Raw genomic sequence first — 19,152 nt, 5'->3', positions numbered from 1 at the left:
ATGATAAATATAGTTATAAAATGATGGAGATTAGTTAGGCCAAGACCCTGTCCACGCATTGTGTGCACTTTTGGAATGGTGGTCTACTAACCATTAACAGCCGCGAATTAGCTGTTATACAGATTAGCGTAGTACCCGCCGCGCTCCAGCAGCTGTTCATGACTGCCACTCTCGACGACATCCCCGTCCTTCATGTAGAGAATCATATCGGCCTCACGGATCGTCGACAGACGGTGGGCGATGACGAAGCTCGTTCTGCCTTCCATCATCTTCAGGAACGCCGTCTGGATACGAATCTCCGTCAGCGTATCAATGCTGCTCGTCGCTTCGTCGAGAATTAGCATAGGCGGATCAACCAGCATAACCCGAGCGATCGTCAAGAGCTGTTTCTGTCCCTGGGACAAGCTGTCGCCGGAACCGTTGATTACTGTATTATAGCCCTTCGGCAGCCGCTTGATGAAGCTGTGGGCGTTAGCTGCCTTAGCGGCAGCGATAACCTCCTCCTGGCTAGCATTCGGTTTCCCGTAGGCGATATTGTCATGAATTGTCCCGCCAAACAACCAAGTATCCTGTAGCACCATCCCAAAGGTATGACGTAAGCTGTCACGGGCCATGTCGTTAATGTTAATACCGTCTATCGTAATCTCGCCGGCATCAACATCATAGAATCGCATTAACAGATTCACTAGCGTTGTCTTACCAGCACCGGTCTGTCCCACAATTGCGACACGTGTGCCTGGTTCGACAACTAGGTTCAAATCGGTAATAAGGGGACGGTCAGGCTGGTAAGCGAAGTTCACATGATGGAATGTAATCGTCCCCCTCTTAGCTGAGATATGAACTGCATCTTCAGCGTCCGATGACTCCGCCGATTCATCAAGTACCTGGAAGATACGTTGCGCCGAGGCCGTAGCTGATTGCAACTGTGTAATTATTCCGGTAATCTCGTTGAACGGTTTAGCGAACAGATTGGCATAAATCAGGAAGCTCGATAGTCCCCCGACCGATATTCTAGACATAATGACCATAATACTCCCAATTAAGGCGATGATTGAGAAGGTAACATTGTTCACGAAACGGGTGGATGGATTCGACAGAGAGCTGACGAATTGTGATTTTACCCCGGTGTGATACAATTCATCATTTCGCGCTGTAAACTCCGCAAAAGAGTGGTCTTCATAACGGAAGGCCTGAACAACCTTCTGCCCGCCGATCATCTCCTCGACATAGCCATTCAGCCCACCCAATATACGGGCCTGATCACGAAATAACTGCTGGGAGCGCATCGTGATGAACCGCGCTACGAAGAAAGTCACTGGTGCAGATAACAGCACGACGACGGTCATGAGCGGATTCGTATACAACATGAGCGCGATCGCCCCGATGATTGTAACAACACCGGTTAATAATGTGGAGAATCCCTGCAGCAACCCGTCCGATATGGCATCCATATCGTTTACGAATCGGCTGATGCTGTCCCCTTGCGGATGATTATCATGATATTTCAGTGGCAGTACATTCATCCTGTCGAACATTTCGCTGCGCAAATCATTTACTGTTTGATTAGCAAGCCGATTCATAAGATATGTTAACAACCAACCGAACAAGCCTCCGATGAGATACACCAGACTAAGCTGTATAAGCAGTCTGAATATGTCTGCGAACTCAACAGCATCCTTGCCGACCATATGGTCGATCGTAATCCCAATCATAAATGGACCGAACAAGCTGGAAGCTACGCTAATAATCGCACTAATGAAGGCCCAGATTGTATACCTTTTATATTTTCCTGTATAAATTAGTAGTCTTCCCCATGTTTGCTTCATGTTCATTGTTGTCCTACCTCCTCATTAGAGAACTGTGAGCGGCAAATCTCTTGATAGACACTACAATCTCGCTTGAGTTCAGCATCGGTGCCGATGCCAGCAATCCGTCCGTCTTCGATGACTATGATTTTATCCGCCTGCTGCACGGTGCTAACCCGCTGCGAGACGATGAATACCGTAATTCCCTGGCTGTTTTCCCAGATCGACCTTCTTAACGCCACATCTGTGGCAAAATCAAGTGCACTCGAAGAATCATCAAGGATGAGAATATCGGGACTGGCAACAATTGCCCGGGCGATTGTTAAGCGCTGCTTCTGCCCACCCGACAGATTAAGTCCGCCCCTGGACACCAGAGTGTTATAGCCTTCTGGCATTTTCGTTATGAATTCATCGGCCTGGGCAATGATAGCTGCCCGTTTGACCTCTTGATCCGAAGCTAATTCGTTGCCCCAGCGGTTATTATCGGCAATCGTCCCTGTGAAGAGCAGTGCCTTCTGCGGAACGATCCCGATCTCGCCACGTAACTCATGTAGACTATAATCCCTTACATCAATTCCGTTGACGAGTATTTGTCCGGAGGTAGCGTCATAAAATCTCGGAATCAAGTTCACAAATGTAGATTTGCCTGAACCAGTACCACCGATAATTCCCACAGTCTCGCCACGTTTTATCTCCACCGATATATCTGTCAGTGCCGGTTCACTCGTTGTACTATATCCGAAGGAAACATGATTAAATGTAACAGCGGGACCATCCTTCTTGTCTTCTATTTTCGCTGCAGACTGTTTTCGCTCCTCAGGCACAAGATCAGCGATGGAAGGAACGGTTTCGAACACCTCATTGATCCGTGATGCTGAGGACGCTGCCTTGGTAAAAATAATAATCAGATTCGACACGACAATCAAAGCGAGCAAAATTTGCGTTACGTAGTTAATAAAGGCGATGACCTCGCCAGAAGATAATGTCCCCGCATTAATATGGAAACCACCAATCCATAGAATAGCGATAATCACCCCGTTGACAACAACCGTCGTTGCCGGATTAAGCAGCGCAGACACCCGCCCTACTCGGATTGCAGTGGCCGTAATGTCGTCGGAAGCTTCGCGAAATCTCACCTTCTCGGCCTGTCTCTTGGCGAACGCACGGATGACGCGAACCCCCGTCAAATTTTCGCTCAATATTAGTGCGATTCTGTCCAACTTCTTCTGGTATAACCGATACATAGGTGCTGTTTTGGTAATTATCAAATATAGAATAATAGCAAACACTGGTGTTGCCGCAATCAGAACAAGCGATAGTCTAAAATCAAGCAGCATCGACATAATGATTGCACCAATGCAAATGAACGGGGCACGAATCACAAGCCGAATCAACATCGCTACTGCAATCTGGAGCTGATTGACATCATTTGTGATACGGTTGATCAATGATGGTGTCCCAAAGCGGTCAATCTCAGTATAAGACAGCATCGAGATATGCCGGAACAGCGTATTACGCAGTGTTGTACCGAACCCCTGTGATGCCCGGGCTGCATAATATTGACAAATCAGCGAGCTGCCGAAGCCCATTATCGACATGACGACCATTAAACCACCCATCTTCCATACATAAGCGATATCATGCCTGCCTATTCCATGGTTCACAATCAGGGCCACAATCGTCGGCAGAAGAAGCTCGAAAATTGCTTCCACCAGCTTAAAGAAAGGGCCAAGAATACTTTCCTTCTTGTAAGGTTTTAAAAATGTTGTGAGTCTAAACAAAGTATCATCCCCATCATAATTGTTATAAAGGTCGCTTTTGATTATGAAGTGATTTCGATATCGAATCTTGAATTCACCTGGGCATTCCGGCGCTCACGTACAAACTATATACGCTCCGCTCTTCACAGCCTAGCTTCATCCAAATTTCTCAGTACTAAAAAGCGGTCATCCTGAACTTGGACTAAAATATTCAAGTTAATGCAATTCAAAAGGTTTGACGAAATTTATTTACCGGATATGATTAAAAAATAACATAACAGCTTCCATATTAATAATATTTGATTAGTATCTAATCTATATGAAATTAATATGGCAATTCAAAAGGAGAACCTTATGGACATTAGGCAATTGAAATACTTCCTGATGATTGCGGAAGAAGGCCAGATTACCTCGGCCGCCAAAAAACTGCAAATGGCTCAACCCCCGCTCAGCCAGCAGCTTAAGCTGTTGGAGGAGGAGCTTGGCGTAAAGCTGGTAGAGCGCGGTGCACGCAGTATCCGACTCACGGACGCCGGAGAGATTCTGCGCCGCAGAGCGCAGCAAATTGTAGATTTAACAGATTCGACGTCAAGAGAGGTCAGTGACTTTGCCAAAGGATTGAAGGGAACATTGGCAATTGGAACGGTTTCCTCCTCCGGAGCAACGTTATTAAAGGATAGATTATCCGAATTTCACAAAGCTTACACCGGGATCAAATTTGAAATCCATGAAGGAAACACGTTCAGGGTCATTGAATTGCTACAGAGTGGGGTCATCGAACTTGGAATCGTCAGAACTCCCTTTCATAATGCGGGGATGGGATACAAATGTGCGGAAAACGAGCCGATGATCGCCGTGATGACCCCGGAGCTAGATTGGAGCAGCGGGCGGGATGCAATCCGAATCGAAGAGCTGCACGAGCGCCCTCTGGTCATTTATCGTCGATTCGAACAGCTGATTCGCGAGACTTGTCAGAAAGCCGGCTTCGAACCAAACCTATTCTGTAAAAATGATGATGCACGTACCACCCTACTATGGGCCAATGCCGGCCTCGGCATCGGAATTATCCCGAAATCCGCGTTTGAGCTAGCGAACCACAGTAGTCTGATCTATAAGGAAATCGACAGTCCTTCCCTCCAGACCAGAATTGCGGCAATCTGGATTAAGGACCGTTACATGTCCTCATTGGCTAGAAAGTTCCTGGAAAGTTTCAGTAAGGAATAATAAAAGAAAGGAGTGAACCGACTGTTCACTCCTTCTCTCTCCATAGCTTTGAGGGCTTTTTTGATCTTTTCATGAGCAAAGTTCAGGCGCCTCTGATTATTTATAACTATTTTTAAATTAAAAAGGCAATAGCTGCATACTGGGCGTGTGATTTGATATTGTAAAGCTCTCTGACATCAATTTGCTCATAATCTATCATCATGTATCCCATAGCTTTTCTGTACCAATTTCATGTGGATAGCTCAACTTAATGATTTGTTAAACCAATTATCCTGTTTTTCCTTATTGCTTACTTACTAAATTCAGCAAGTAAAATATTTTTATAAGGGTTAGGGCTGTCAGCTCTACCTAAACTGTTCCAATTGACTACCAATGTATGCTTACCTCCAAGTCTACCTCCAACAAGGGTAGTAAACCCTAGAGCGCCACCTGTGTGTCCCCATATCGAGACACCGTTTGGAAGCTTAGTTTCAGAGATTCCAAGACCATATCCATCCATTCCCTCTCTTCCTGTAGGAACTGTAGTAAGCATTTGCTTTAATTGCTGTTCTTTTAGTAGTTTGCCACCGAGCAAGTAAGAGAAAAATTTATTTAAATCGTCAGCAGTAGAGATCATTTCTCCATCCGAGCTACCTGGGTTGGAATAAGTAACGTCTATTAGCTCACTTGCTCCGTCTGGCTGGACATATCCACGGGCATGCTTGGTACCTAGAATAACGCTTGAATTACCAGGTAGAAATGTATTCGACAATTCAAGTGGTTCAATAATCCGGTCTTCAATCTCTTCCGCATAGCTGTTGCCGGCTACTTTTTCAATAAGAATACCCAGTAATACATATCCTGTATTGGAATAAGACCAGCCCTTTCCTGGGGCAAAGTCTGGGGGAAGAGAAATGGGGTACGGAAACGATTCAAGGTATGAGGGGCCACTCTGGGGAAATATTCAAATTAATAAGATAAATATAAACAAGAAACCTATCTGCGGACAGGTTTTTATATATGGTATTTACTTAAAAATTGTATACTAAAAACCGTCGGAATTAATTATTCCTACGGTTTCAACATTGAGAATTATTTACTTTTCTTAATTAGTCCGGATATCAAGTTAAATCTGAACTAGAGTATGTACATTAACTTGAGCACCAAATAAAGATGCACCTTCTAGAAAGAGAATATCCTCAACAACCCCATCTAGTATTAATTAATATTTTCTAGTGGCGAAATATCACAATATTTTAGAGTAAATGACTTTAGAAAAGAAAGTACTTCTTCCGTTAAAATAAGATCTCCTCTAGGTGTTAAACAAAATTGATGCCCTGACCACTCGCTATAATTTCCATTTTCATAATTTACTGTACCTAAAGGAATGAGCCTCCAAAAATTAGGTAATTCTTTATCGGGATATAATTTCTGAAATTCCTCAGAAAGACTAATTAAGCATTCCTCCAATCTAAAGTCTTTCAACTCGCTAGATAATAATGCGTTTTTCAATTTCTTGGAAACAATAAAACAAGGTGTAGATTCTAACAAATCATCGCCAAGCCATCCATAGAATTCATAATGTAAAAATTGGACTTTTCCTGAAATTCCTTCTGCACCAATGCTCTTTTCATTACCATAAACTGTGTGTTCTCCATGTCCACCAGCTACTTCAGGTGATAATAGATATAAATTCATAGTTTTAATCTACCTTTTATATTATTTATTTACTGGAGGTGTAAATTTATCTCCATATCTTTTGTCTAATTCTATCATATAATCAATCACTTCTTTTTTTGTTGGATTAGGATGTGATTTGTAAAATTCATTCCAATCTTTTCTTATGCTTGATAAATGTATTTCATTATTTATTTCTTTTGGTATACCCCTTAAGTTTTGGATATCATGAATTTCTGCTTCGGTAAATAGATTGGGATATTTCTTTAGTACTTGTTGTTCATCTGCATGATGTACAATCACATTACCTTTTAATTCTGGATATTGATCAAAAAATGTTTTTCTATAATTTTTAGAGGCTTTTTCAAGTGCTTTCCCTTTCTTTTCAAGGTCACCAATTTTCCCTACAACTTTACCAATTACACGTGTAGTACCACCTGATACAACGGATAGTGTACCCCAGCCATAATCTTCTGGTCCATATTTCCTACCTGTTACCAGATCTTCACCTTTGATTAACTGTGCAATTTCTATTCCTGTTCCAACACCCGGTGAAATACCTAAGATAAACGCTAGATCTTGGTCATCTTCACGATTATATATTCTAGAAGGATCGCCGCCTAAATCACGTAGTGCATTACTTAAATCAATATTTCCAACATTGAGGGCTGTTGCAGGGATATTATACTTATGTTGGACAACTTTAGAAGCTGTATCCATAAACGCATTCCCAAAATCTAACCCCGTATTTACATCATTATAGATACCTGGTACTCTTTCTTGAAATGCTTGTAAATCTTTTGCTATGACTGGAACATTCTTTCTTGTTACTTGTACAAGTTCCTCCATTCCAGGTTTCGCCTTATCTATGGAGTGTTTCAATCGAATTGTACTTGTTGCAATGTTTCCTAAATCCTCAAATGTACCATTGTCGTGTAATACTTGCTGAATATGCTTATGACTCTCTGCTAATTCATGAATCGAATCTGCAATTTGTTTTAAGTAAATATTACATTGGTCTTGAAACTTTCCTACGTTTTGTATATCTTCTCTAATTACGTCATAAATTTGGTTATTAAATTCATTCATTTGAGTAAGAGATTTTAACACTTCTTCCTGGAATCGAAGCATTTCCTTAGAACCTCTAAGGATTAGTTCTGAAAAATGGTTTGCCCGGTCTTCCGCATATTTTCCAAGTTCATCACCATAAATTCCAGCTCTTTGTGCATCAGCCTGAAACATTTCTATCAGTTGTCGCATCTCTTCTTTTGTTAAGCGGTCCCAGTCATTTTTAATTTTTTTCCCCAGAACTTTCATTTTTTGATCGAATTCTAGTATTTGTTTTTTTTGTTCTTCTAGGTCACGTTTCGCATCTTCAGCGTCTTTTGCAACATTATTCCACAATTCAATCGAATCAGTTGTACTATTTTCTAAATCTTGTAGAGTTTTTAATGTATTATTGAGTAAAGGCTCGTCACTTTTGATGTAGTTAAAAACACCTTCAAAAATTTTCAATTTACCGTCTAATAAAGATAACGGTGTCTTTGCTTCTTGGTCAAAAATAATGGCATCATGGATACGTACATACCCTTTTTCACCCTTATACTTTACTTCATACCAAGAACCAACTTTTCCTGTTACTTCTATTAATTCACCAGTATCCACGCGCTTTGCTCGTAAAACTTTCTTTAAATCTGGTTCTGGATATACTTTTTTCACAAGAGATTCTAATGTGATCCACCCTTTTATCATTTCTCCATCATTATTAAAAGAGAAAACCTTGTCTTTATAAGTAAAATCTCCTGTTTGTAAGGCACCATTCGGATGTAACAAATACCAATCATATTCTAACTTCATCCAACCACTTTTTGGTTCACTCTCATAACTAAAGTAGTACGGTTTTCCATCCACTTGCTGCATACCTCGGGATAAAATACCACTTTTATCAAAATAATGCATTTTTCCATCAATATATTGATTACGAAACTTAATATATTTTGTTATTTATGAAACGGTATTTTCACATACAAAAATACTCCTAATCAAGTCATATCAATGGCTAAGACTATAACCTCATTTACTTATGATACGGTTCACTGAAACTAACGTTAAACTGTATTACTTCTTCTCCGTACATCTATCTCTTTTTTAATGAATTATCCGAAAGAATTCACCTTCCTCTTACCCCTAGCTTCGCTTCCCCCCAGCCAATACGCTCACACCCATAAACAAATATATCTGCCTTATAAAAAAATTGTCTATACACGAAGCGGATAAGCTTCATGTACAGACAATTTTACATATTAATGCTTTAGGAAGTTATTAAATAAAGAGGTGACTTTTAAATGTATAATGAGTCATTATATTATCCTTATATAAATTATGATCAATATTTCGATCGTCAATTTCCTGGTCTTCAAATTCCTGGTTTTGCAGGTGGATCAGGTTTTCCGAGTGGACCTGGTTTTCCGGGTGGACCTGGTTTTCCAGGAGAACAAAGTTCACAAGCCCCAACATCTCCTCCCCCATCATTTATTCCTCAACAATCAGCAGCTTCACCATTTGCTATTGATCCAGGAGCAATTTCATTCTGTTTATTTCGAAATACCTATATATGGCTTACAAATGGTGAACAGTTTTGGTATTATCCGATTTTTGTAGGACCTAAATCTGTTACTGGCTTTAGATGGAATGGTAGGTTTTGGATGATTTTTGGAATTGATACAAGAAGGATTAGTTCATTTACATGCTTTTAAAAATTATAGAGTAATGTTAAAAGTTTAATTATATAAATAAAGAGGTATTAGAATGAAAAATTTTCAATCAGTTGAGGGTACAATAACTATGATTAACGATTTTGCAACAGGATCAAATGAAGAAATGGGATGTAATAAGTTAATATCCGTAAATAATGGTTATGGAACTCTAATAAATTTTGTAGTGAAACCAAATACTTATTTTATTGACTACGCAACAGTAGTAATAGGAGATAAAGTAAGTGGATTTTACGATGCTAACGCTCCTGTTCCTCTCATTTTCCCACCACAATTTCAAGCAATTGTTATGGCTAAATATAAACCCCATCAAAATGTAAAAGTAGACTATTTTAATGAACAGTTGGAGAGTGGTGATGGAAAATTAAAATTAAATATTTCTCCTTCTACTCAAATTTTATTAACAAATGGTCAATTTTTTACTGGGAATCTTGTAAATCGAAATTTAATAGCTATTTATGGTCTTACAACAATGAGTATACCAGCTCAAACTACACCATATAAAATTATTGTTTTGTGTTAAAAGGATCGCAGACCGATGCTTATCAAGTTAATAAAAAGAAACACCCCAGTAGCAAAGATGAGATTTCACTTTTAGAAATTGTCTTAGCGTATAAAATTCGGACTTATCTTAACCTCAATGTGTGAACTATTGGATTATTAATGGTTCTCACATTGCTTACATGCATTCAACGAAAGTTTGGTTTCTTCTTCTTCAGACTCAAGCGTATAAACACGCTTTTACAAAGTACAGCTTAAACTATTCTCGAATTTTTTTCCATTTCAACAAAAAGTGTAATACTCCAGAAAATTCCCTTTCATTCGGAGTAAACGTACTTAAAGTTTTATATCTAGCCTTTTCATATATATGAACGGCTTTTGAGCTTTCACATCCCGGATCAATTAATAAAGCAGTCAGCCGATCACCGAGAAATTTTTAGAATGCTATAAGTGTTAAATATGATAAGCCTGTCCCTTAGAACTTTTATTACCTCTTAAAGAATCAACTATCAATGTAACCCCCCTCGGTTTCATATAATTTATACGGTGTTCCGATATATCCGGTTCTGGCGCAAAGTTTCTCAAGAGATAAACATTTAGACAGTACATTTACAGCAGATTCTATTATTTTTTCTTCATCATTTTCATTTAAATTCAGTAAGGAGCCAAGATTATGGTGCAAAAATAAAACATAGGAGAATAAAGCACATATATTCCTAACGGAATCGTATCTTATGCTGCAAGTCCAAATAATTGATGGATGAATTCTTTCTGATTTTGGACAGACTGGTCCCGTAAATCAAACTGTTCTTTTTTAATCATATGCATGGCTCCTACTCCAGAAAGAATGGATGTAGCTGTGTCAAAACATTTGAACCCTAGCATAGAACGGATTCGCTTCTTTTTAAAGCGATGATCTTGTTCTACTATGTTATTCAAGTACTTTTGTTGTCTAAGTTGCATACCATCAGGTATGCTTTTTTCTTTTTTCAACTATTCAATTGCTATAGGATAAGCCGGGTTCTGATCGACTGTTATAACACGTGGCTTTGAAACATGAAAAGACCGCAAAGCTTTCTTGAAAAAGCGCTTTGCAGCCTTCTGGTCTCTTGTTTTGTTTAGGAAAAAATCAATTGTGTTTCCTTTCAAATCAACAGCACGATACAGATACATCCATTGACCTTTTACTTTGATATATGTTTTATCGACTCTCCAAGAGTCATTTGTTTGTTTGAGGTGACGGCGGATTAGTTTGTCCAATTCAGGACCCTACTGATGAATCCAACGCATAATCGTTGTATGAGGAATGGATAAACCCCGTTCTTCTAGCATTTCCACCAAATCACGAAAACTGAGGTTGTACCGTAGGTACCATCTTACCGTTAACAAAATAATATCAGGCTGATAATGCTTCCATTTGAATACATTTTCCTTTTACATACCAATCACGCCCCCTTTTTAAAGTAATAGTAACAGTAACAGTATGTCCAAGATTTATAGATTCATTGCAATTGTTCTTAAGTTTTTGCACCAGAACCCAATTTATCGAAAGGATTTTTTAGTTAAAATAAAGTAGAAAATAGTTACCTTAAAAAGGAATACCTTGATACTTTAAAGAATCTTATAGTCATTGAACATCTAATAAATAAGGGTATTACTGCCTATTAATATATTTAACTACTAACAAAGGAGGTAAATTAGATACGGTAATGAAAAAAGAAACAAACTTAAGTTCATCGTTAAAACAGAATACACAAAATAGAAATTTAGTTTCAACTATTACACAACTCCCCAGTACTTACGTGATGTTTATTTTGGGTGTATTGATTTCTAGGCTCGGTGATTCCATATATACCTTTGCCATTCCTTGGATTGCCTATGAGTTAACTGGTTCAGCAATAATTATGAGTTCACTTTTTGCTATCGGAGTGTTACCTATTGTTTTGTTTGGACCAATAGTAGGTGTAATAGTAGATTGTTTTGATCGAAAGAAATTAATGTGGTTCGCTGATTTAGGATGTATTATTTTAGTAGCATTAATCCCCATCCTTTATTATTTAGAACTACTTCAACTCTGGCATCTATATGTTGTTTCCTTTACTTTAGCAATACTATCCATGTTATTTGATGTAGCAACTATTACAGTAATTCCACACATTGCGGGTCAATCTTTAATAAAAGCTAATTCGGCATACCAAATGGTTAATCAAATTGCTAGTTTAATAGGACCTGCACTAGCAGGTTTTATAATCGTCATAATAGGTGGATTTAATGCTCTTTGGATAAATGTATGCTCTTTTGTAGCCACGTTAATAGCTGTATTACTATTACCGAAATTAGAAAAAAAGAAAGTACTAGATAAAACAAAAAATCTATTACAAATTATAGGGATTGATATGAAAGAAGGACTAAAATGGTTAAGGAACGATCGCCTTAATCTCGCTTTGTCTCTTCAAGCAATGGTGGGGAATTTTGGCGCTAGTGCTTTATTAGCCGGATTGATGTATTACTTGCTTACCACATTAAACCTGTCTGCTGAAGAAAGTGGTATTAATTATACTTTAATAGGAATAGGTGGCCTTTTAGGGAGTATCATTGTTATCCCACTAGAGCAGCGCTTTCGGCGTGGAATCCTCATCCCAACCCTTCTAGGTATGGGAGCAATTGGATTGACCTTTGCCATATGGAGTGACTATTGGCTTGCGCCAGGGATTTCATTTGGTATTGTGATGGTTTGTAATATCGCTTGGAATACAATTGTAGTGTCCGTCAGGCAAGAAACCGTACCAATCGATATGCAAGGAAGAGTTTTAGGATTTTCACGTGTGCTTACTCGTTTGGCTATGCCATTAGGAGCACTAGTAGGTGGATTCATTTCCGATCTTAATCCGGTTGCGATATTTATTTTGGCGTCAACTACAAAGATTATTGAGGTTATAATCGCACTTGCAAGTCCTATACGTAAACTATGAGTAGTATTAATTCCTCATTTGTTAGAGATAACTAAATAAGTAAAAAGTTGACTCTCTTAGCGTGCGAGAAATCAGCTTTTTCTTTGTGAAAATTTAAAGCTTCTGGTGACAAGGAAGCTTATTTTATCGTTTTGGGGATGACCTGTTTTCTTGGCTTGATGGGCATGGGGGTAATCCAAGATGTTAGCTTGGTAGGCATGTATGGTGACCCTTATTAAACATTGTTAACTTTCTGTATAAATATTATAAATTTACAGTATTTTTTAAAGGTGAATACAGGGGTTCAGCCGAGATACGTGTAGAAATGGGTTATAAACATACATTATTTCACAAATGCATCTTATCTTGAGGTTATATGGATTACATAAAGTTAAAAATATAGTGTTAAACCTAAAAAATACCATAACAGTGGTCACGGTGTTTTCCATATTAAAAATATGACTATCCTTTAAGTATTCTGAAACCGATTCATATTGTAGAAATATCCATTTTAAGATAATGATACGCTTCAAAATCGTCATTAAATATATCTGTAACTAATTGTATAGCCTCCGTATCATAAAAACTCTGATATGTTGGCAGCCGAGGGAATGATGGATCTGTAATGTCAGCTTCAGCGTAGTTTCCCTTATGAATCATCTTAGGCGCCTGATGATGCCATGATTTCGTTAATGTGTCTAGTTGGATAGTCTTTAGGTTATATTTAGTTTCTATTTTTGAGATTTCATTAGAAAAATTCTCTAAATATACATAGTTGGTTACAAACTCTTCTTCACCTTGAATATATTGTTGTGAATAGTGTGGATCAAGGTAGTCAGAATCTGCCCCATTCGCGTGAAGATAATGTAAAAAATGTTTAAATGATATTTTCTTTTTGCATGTACTATCGTTATAAATAAACTTTCTAATGGGTCCCCACTCTGGATTTTCTATATCTGGTGGAGCAATAAGCGAAACAAATGAGCTTACCGCTCTTTTGTAAGGATTCCGTACTAATTTTAGCGTGTCTTTTTCTCCTTTTAGAAGTTCGCTTGACAATTTCGTTATATAACCTGCTTTGCTTTTATATATATCATATTCATAGTTATGAATGAACCGATTATACTGCATTGCAATTTCATATAATCCTATCTGGGAAAAAAACCAATTTGCAAATGATGTACACCCACTCTTTTGACTCCAAAATAAAATTAAAGGGAAATTAGGATGAAAATGAGGGGCACGTGCCCCGTATTCAATGATTCTCTTTACTTTTTCGTTCATTATAAATGCCCCCCATTTCTCAATTTATTAGAATTTGTTATGAAATATTCAAGTGTTGAGAAATTTACTCACCATATTTTTGAATTTAAGTTTGTCATAGTTTATATACTGGTTTGCCATGTTACATATCGGATCACCCGCGTAGAATCGCTCATATAATTCATGCCGAGATCCTAAAGGGCTTCCAATTATATCCCATCCCAACTTAAAGAGCTTTGTTTTTTGGTCTGCTGGAATAGTAGCTCCTTTAAAATATTTTTCTAATAAATGTGATAATGGACTTTGAAAATCCTCTACACTAGAAGGTAGTTGTATGAAGCCACCGGCTCCAATAAGTTGTAAAACTTCTATAGCTCTTGGGTAATACTTAGATCCTAGATTTCTTGCTGTTTCAATGTATTTAAAATTAGGTAAATATGTTTTACGTTCATCTTGCTTCCCTTCTCTTTCTGAAGAGAGTAAAAGAGCTCTGATCGCGTCAATTTGCATAATAAGTTCCCGAAGCTTTTCTTGGACATGTAAATAAGAGTCAGCACCAATTGCTTACGCCATTTCACAAGCAATTGCTGTAACGAATTCTAACTTTATTAATAATCGAACAATCGCTTGGTGATAAGCTAAGCTGTTGGAAACTACATCTAATTTTAATTTCCTTAGAGCCTCTGGATTATCATACAGTAATACACGTTCCCAAGGTACAAAGACATCATCAAAGATTAATAGTGCATCCATTTCATCGTATTTGGAGCTTATAGGAGCATTAATTTGTTGTGAAAAATCAGTTGCGAACGATTCCCGACAAATCATATGTAAACCAGGAGAATTTACTGAAACTATAAGAAAATGCGCTAAAGAACTCTGTTCACTTTTTAATCTTGTTACAGGAGTAAGCGTCAAATTGCTTAGGTTTTATTCAGTGAACCGTATTATAAGTAAATGAGGCTATTTCTTAAAGGCTCTTTTCGTAAACTTTGTTGCTATGAGCTATAAAAGTAAAAATCGGTACCAGGACTTTTACGATTTTAACCTCTTATTTTCTATAAGTATGAAATCAATTTATTTACCCTCTTTTTTTGCATCTCCATCTATTCCCCATACCTTTCGTAGTTCTGTTGGTATGAGAAACGGGGTAAGGGTCCTTTTAAATTAGGATTTTAATTTTCTTGGTTAAGGTAACGTGTATATCTCGGCTGTACCCCTAATGGGTTCAATAAACTATATGTATACTGATTATCTTACATGAATCGCTCTAGCTGCCTGGAATAGATACCTGTTGCTTCGAACACAATTTCAGGTGATTCACCAGTTTCATCTGTAAGCTCATGTATCTTTTCATGTAGCTTTTCAAATTCAGGCTTAGAATGTTTGATTTCACTTTCAAATACACATTGTTTCTTCTCATTATAAATTACCATATAACTTTTACCCATCTAACTAATCCAAAGTACGTAGTGACATATGTCGCGGTAATTCTCTAGAAAACAATTGTAATTCATCAAAAATTGATAAATATATACAAAAACGCATCCTCTCGTTTTGAATTTATAGCGAAAGAATAGCGTTTTTTCCATATTTGAACACTACCACTTTATTAACTTGAATAAATTTATAAAAATCACACGTTACATGCCATTATTTACTTTCTGATGTTCTTTTACATGTTTTTTCTTGATTAATATAGCCTTATAGAAAGAAGCTAGACCTAATATAGCAAATACAATGATTGCAGGAATTCGAACTATATGTGGAAGATAACGCGGAAGAAAAAAAAGACGCACTTTTTCATCTATATCAAGTATTTCAAAAATGAATGGTACCATACTTTGATGAACGAAAGAAAAAATACCGAGAAATACAAGAAGTGCAACAATAGCAAGTTTTTTCTTAGGCAATTCAGTCGCTTTATTTTCTACTTTCTTTTCACTATCCTCTCGCTGATTTCTCATGCCATTTTTCATTTTAACTAGTAATTCAGGGCCACTTGATTCAAGCTTTACATAAGCAATGCGGCCAAACCACCAGGCAAAAAATGTTCCCGTACAAACACCTGTAGGTACACCCACCCATTGCAAAAAATTCAAATGAAACAATGTTCCAATCCACACCACTACCAAAGCAGGTATAGCAGTTGCTAGCACCATCACCATCATAAGGCAAGTTGTTATAAACATTTTACCAGCATTCATATCGTCACCAGATACAATAGTGCCACGCCCCCGCCGATGAGGATCGGTTATAGGGATTAAGTTAAATACCGAAAACAATACAATAAGGCCTGCAGCCCCGCCCAGTAATGCAGGAATTAATGCGAACACCCATGGATAAACCAAAGTCAGTCCGCTAGACATGGTGAAAATAACTGTCGCTACAATGGCAACTGGGCCGACAATCATCAACCAAGCTCCTTGTCGGCCTCGTATATCGATCCTTTCTGTGCCAGGAGTCACTAATATCAGCCACAATGCACTTCCATCAAAACCATATAAATTACAGGTAAACATACTTGTAAAAACAATCATAATTACTCCTGCCCATGGCATTAAGCCAGGTATACCAGCAATCGTAACTAGGAAGCCATAGAAAAACCCTATCCATAGACCCATCCGGAGGAAACGCCCTCGCTGTGGATCTCTTATCCAACACTGTAGTTCTTTAGTCATTATTGCCCCTATTTCAGTTTTTGGAAGGATTCGGGGAGCGTTCCTATGTTTTTTTACAGTAGTCCAACCTTTTATTTTTGTAACATTTGTCGTTGCACTTCTTGTCAATAATTTCGCCCATATGTATAACAGAAATCCGCAAAATATTGTTAGAACAATTAAAGAAACAAAAGCTAATAACCAATTTGATTGACTAGCCTGATCTACAGCAAATATCGCCCAGCTTGACGGGAAGATATACAGTACAATAGAATTTTTTGTTGTTATCCAGTTGATGGTAGGAAGTGCATACCAGCCCACGTTTAAAAACGCTATAACAAAACCAATGAGCATCGCTCCAATCTCCATACCGATCCGAGATTTCATCGTCTCGCCCATGATACTAATCACTACTTTTGACAGCAGCACTACAAGCAATAATTGCAGAAGGGTTGCCGGAGCAGCAACTATCATGGCCCATAGGTTAAGCCGTACTGCGTACAACAAGAGACCCGTGAAGGCTACTAGACTAATCAGTGGTCCTAATCCTATAAAAGCTACAACAAGTAATCCCCTAGCCAGTTTATATGGGCTGAGCGGGAGCAACATGAAATATTCCGGACGCAACGTCCCATCTCCACCGGTAAGCATCGGTCCCATTATCCAGCCGATCGTCCATACAGCAAAAACAATGTAAAGAATATCCTTCGGTGCGGCAGGATCAGTAGGATAAAAGGAAAAAAGTAGGACAGTTCCAATTGCTAATAATAGACCAAATAATCCTCCCATAATTAAGAGGACGGCTCTACCTCCATTCATCGAATGCCTAAGTATAGCTAACTTCATTCGGACTAATACACTAACCAAGACAATTCCCCTCCTTGAGCGGTACGACTGCCTACTAACCGAACGAACACTTCTTCAAGACTTTGTTCACCACAGACATCATGCATTGTTCCTGATGCAACCACGCACCCTTTGGTGATAATAGCAACGTGGTCACATAGTTGCTCAACTAGCGCCATAACGTGACTAGAGAATACTACAGAACCACCTGAAGCAACGAATCTCTGCAAAATCTTTTTTATAGTAGCTGCAGAGATGGGATCTACCGCCTCAAACGGTTCATCGAGAACAAGCAACTTCGGAGCATGAAGAAGCGCAAGAGCTAGCCCGATTTTTTTACGCATTCCAGTAGAATAGTTGATAACTAGCGTTTTTTCAGCATGATTCAATTCCAGTACGGTAAGTAGTTCCTCTGTACGATGAACCACTTCCTCGGCATCCAGGCCTCTCAATAGTCCTATATATGTTAATAGTTCGCGTCCAGTAAGCCTTTCTGGCATAGATAACCCGTCTGGCAATACTCCAACCAACCTTTTAGCATGTGTTGGATTTCTCCAGACATCGACACCAAAAATTTTCGCCTCCCCACCATCTGGTCTTAGTAATCCTACAGCCATCGACAGTGAAGTAGTCTTACCCGCTCCATTTGGTCCAACCACTCCGTAGAATGAGCCACTCGGTACCATTAAGTTAATATGATTAACTGCAATCGACTCGCCGAATCGTTTATATAAATGAAGAAGCTGCATTGCTGGAGAGGATTCATCAAATGTAAATTCCGATGATATTGATTCAGAGCTTTTCATAACCTTCGTTCCTCCTTCAGGATTTTATCCCGCTATTTTAGGAAAGTAAAGGGAAATTAGAAGGGGCTAGCCCCTCGCTTTGTCTTTCCACAGCCAGCGCACTCACACCCAAAAACAAGGGGAATACATGAATTAGATTTTAGATGAACTTAATTCTAAAGATCTATTGAGTATTAAAAAGGATAATTCATGATCTTTAATAACATAAGGAAATTCTTCTGGTTCTACCCAAATTCGGCATATTGCTTTTAAAAGGTAAGCATTCTGTAACATTCATTTGATAGAAAAGTTGATATCCAATAAGTGGGTATTTTCCATTTGGATCATATTTTGAATTTTCTTCATGACTAACTTTAATAAAAACTAAGAAGGATGTGTTTCCTGTAACATATCCTTCTTCCATAGCTTCTCGAAGAAGAGTTTGTTCAGGAGTTTCTCCTTTTTCAATATGCCCTCCTGGCATATTGAAACCTTGGTCTTTTATTTTAACCAATAGGGCTCACCATACATGCCCATCAACTTAAGAAAATCTAATACACCAAGCACCAAAAAATGTTATTATTTCTAAACAAGCTTCATTAGAAATAATAACGTTTTCTTATAAATCAGCTACTATTGCATTTAGGCCTAATCACAGAGTTACTGCTCTAGTCCATCAGATAGATCCTAATAAAAGGAAAATGGTTTAGTTTTGCTACATTTCTTAGTGGGGTACCGCCACATCGCTATCAACTTAATAAAACAAAATACCCCCTAAAATGAAAAAAAGGGCTGACTTCTCACAATAACTAACTATAGAAAAAGAAAATTTTCATTTCTTGACAGTTATTAATTAATAAAACCGGTTGCTGGATTTATCCTTTGATGGCAAAGTCATATCCCTTTAAAGGCTGTTGGGTAGAATAA

11 protein-coding genes and 5 pseudogenes are annotated in these 19,152 nt (G+C 38.3%); 4 read left to right on the top strand and 12 right to left on the bottom strand.

Annotated elements, in window-relative coordinates:
* Nucleotides 1–107 precede the first annotated feature (107 nt).
* Nucleotides 108–1,832 carry an ABC transporter ATP-binding protein gene (locus ACP6L7_RS33810; RefSeq protein ID WP_098519672.1) on the bottom strand — a complete coding sequence of 575 codons (1,725 nt, stop codon included), beginning with the start codon at nt 1,830–1,832 and terminating at the stop codon, nt 108–110.
* Nucleotides 1,829–3,586: an ABC transporter ATP-binding protein gene (locus ACP6L7_RS33805; RefSeq protein WP_430529732.1), complete on the bottom strand. Its 1,758-nt coding sequence runs from the start codon at nt 3,584–3,586 to the stop codon at nt 1,829–1,831. The genes ACP6L7_RS33810 and ACP6L7_RS33805 overlap by 4 nt, the downstream gene beginning before the upstream one ends.
* A 333-nt stretch (nt 3,587–3,919) precedes the next feature.
* Here ACP6L7_RS33805 and ACP6L7_RS33800 point away from each other — a divergent pair, with 333 nt between their 5' ends.
* Nucleotides 3,920–4,789: a LysR family transcriptional regulator gene (locus tag ACP6L7_RS33800; protein ID WP_097831091.1), complete on the top strand. Its 870-nt coding sequence runs from the start codon at nt 3,920–3,922 to the stop codon at nt 4,787–4,789.
* Nucleotides 4,790–5,078: 289 nt separating this feature from the next.
* Here ACP6L7_RS33800 and ACP6L7_RS33795 read toward each other — a convergent pair.
* The 3 genes and pseudogenes from ACP6L7_RS33795 to ACP6L7_RS33785 form a co-directional block, all read right to left on the bottom strand.
* Nucleotides 5,079–5,684, bottom strand: a pseudogene (locus tag ACP6L7_RS33795) (serine hydrolase domain-containing protein); the annotation flags it as partial.
* Between the two features lie 302 nt (nt 5,685–5,986).
* Nucleotides 5,987–6,466: a hypothetical protein gene (locus ACP6L7_RS33790; RefSeq protein ID WP_097831092.1), complete on the bottom strand. Its 480-nt coding sequence runs from the start codon at nt 6,464–6,466 to the stop codon at nt 5,987–5,989.
* 330 nt (nt 6,467–6,796) lie between these two features.
* A pseudogene (locus ACP6L7_RS33785) lies at nt 6,797–8,422 on the bottom strand (N-acetylmuramoyl-L-alanine amidase family protein); the annotation flags it as partial.
* Nucleotides 8,423–8,790: 368 nt separating this feature from the next.
* Between ACP6L7_RS33785 and ACP6L7_RS33780 the strand changes: the two are divergent.
* Together ACP6L7_RS33780 and ACP6L7_RS33775 are read left to right on the top strand one after the other, a co-directional pair.
* Nucleotides 8,791–9,201 (top strand): collagen-like protein, encoded by a 411-nt coding sequence (locus ACP6L7_RS33780; RefSeq protein WP_430529731.1) that lies wholly within the window; start codon nt 8,791–8,793, stop codon nt 9,199–9,201.
* 52 nt (nt 9,202–9,253) lie between these two features.
* Nucleotides 9,254–9,742, top strand: coding sequence for a hypothetical protein (locus ACP6L7_RS33775; protein WP_002169395.1), 489 nt, complete (start codon nt 9,254–9,256; stop codon nt 9,740–9,742).
* A gap of 710 nt (nt 9,743–10,452) precedes the next feature.
* Here the strand turns inward: ACP6L7_RS33775 and ACP6L7_RS33770 are convergent.
* Nucleotides 10,453–11,115 (bottom strand): annotated as a pseudogene (locus tag ACP6L7_RS33770) (IS6 family transposase).
* A 410-nt stretch (nt 11,116–11,525) separates the two neighbouring features.
* Between ACP6L7_RS33770 and ACP6L7_RS33765 the strand changes: the two are divergent.
* Nucleotides 11,526–12,692 carry an MFS transporter gene (locus ACP6L7_RS33765; protein WP_257156224.1) on the top strand — a complete coding sequence of 389 codons (1,167 nt, stop codon included), beginning with the start codon at nt 11,526–11,528 and terminating at the stop codon, nt 12,690–12,692.
* Between the two features lie 468 nt (nt 12,693–13,160).
* Here ACP6L7_RS33765 and ACP6L7_RS33760 read toward each other — a convergent pair whose 3' ends face one another.
* The 6 genes and pseudogenes from ACP6L7_RS33760 to ACP6L7_RS33735 form a co-directional block, all read right to left on the bottom strand.
* The gene (locus ACP6L7_RS33760) at nt 13,161–13,955 is read right to left on the bottom strand and encodes a sulfotransferase family 2 domain-containing protein (RefSeq protein ID WP_430529730.1); all 795 of its coding nucleotides are present in this window, start codon (nt 13,953–13,955) and stop codon (nt 13,161–13,163) included.
* A gap of 48 nt (nt 13,956–14,003) precedes the next feature.
* Nucleotides 14,004–14,846 (bottom strand): annotated as a pseudogene (locus ACP6L7_RS33755) (4-hydroxyphenylacetate 3-hydroxylase C-terminal domain-containing protein); the annotation flags it as partial.
* A 347-nt stretch (nt 14,847–15,193) separates the two neighbouring features.
* Nucleotides 15,194–15,385, bottom strand: a pseudogene (locus ACP6L7_RS33750) (IS110 family RNA-guided transposase); the annotation flags it as partial.
* 192 nt (nt 15,386–15,577) lie between these two features.
* Complete coding sequence (locus ACP6L7_RS33745; protein ID WP_098791774.1) at nt 15,578–17,461, bottom strand: hypothetical protein; 1,884 nt, start codon at nt 17,459–17,461, stop codon at nt 15,578–15,580.
* Nucleotides 17,446–18,246 carry an ABC transporter ATP-binding protein gene (locus ACP6L7_RS33740; RefSeq protein ID WP_098791776.1) on the bottom strand — a complete coding sequence of 267 codons (801 nt, stop codon included), beginning with the start codon at nt 18,244–18,246 and terminating at the stop codon, nt 17,446–17,448. Before ACP6L7_RS33740 ends, ACP6L7_RS33745 begins: the two co-directional genes overlap by 16 nt.
* Nucleotides 18,247–18,442: 196 nt before the next feature.
* Nucleotides 18,443–18,739: an NUDIX hydrolase gene (locus tag ACP6L7_RS33735; RefSeq protein WP_097831100.1), complete on the bottom strand. Its 297-nt coding sequence runs from the start codon at nt 18,737–18,739 to the stop codon at nt 18,443–18,445.
* Between the last annotated feature and the right edge of the window lie 413 nt (nt 18,740–19,152).

It is taken from the genome of Bacillus silvicola (genome assembly GCF_050524305.1).
In the GTDB taxonomy this organism is placed as follows: Bacteria; Bacillota; Bacilli; order Bacillales; family Bacillaceae_G; genus Bacillus_A; species Bacillus_A cereus_AT.
The sequence above is the reverse complement of the archived record's forward strand: the minus strand, read 5'-3'. Positions and strand labels throughout refer to the sequence as shown.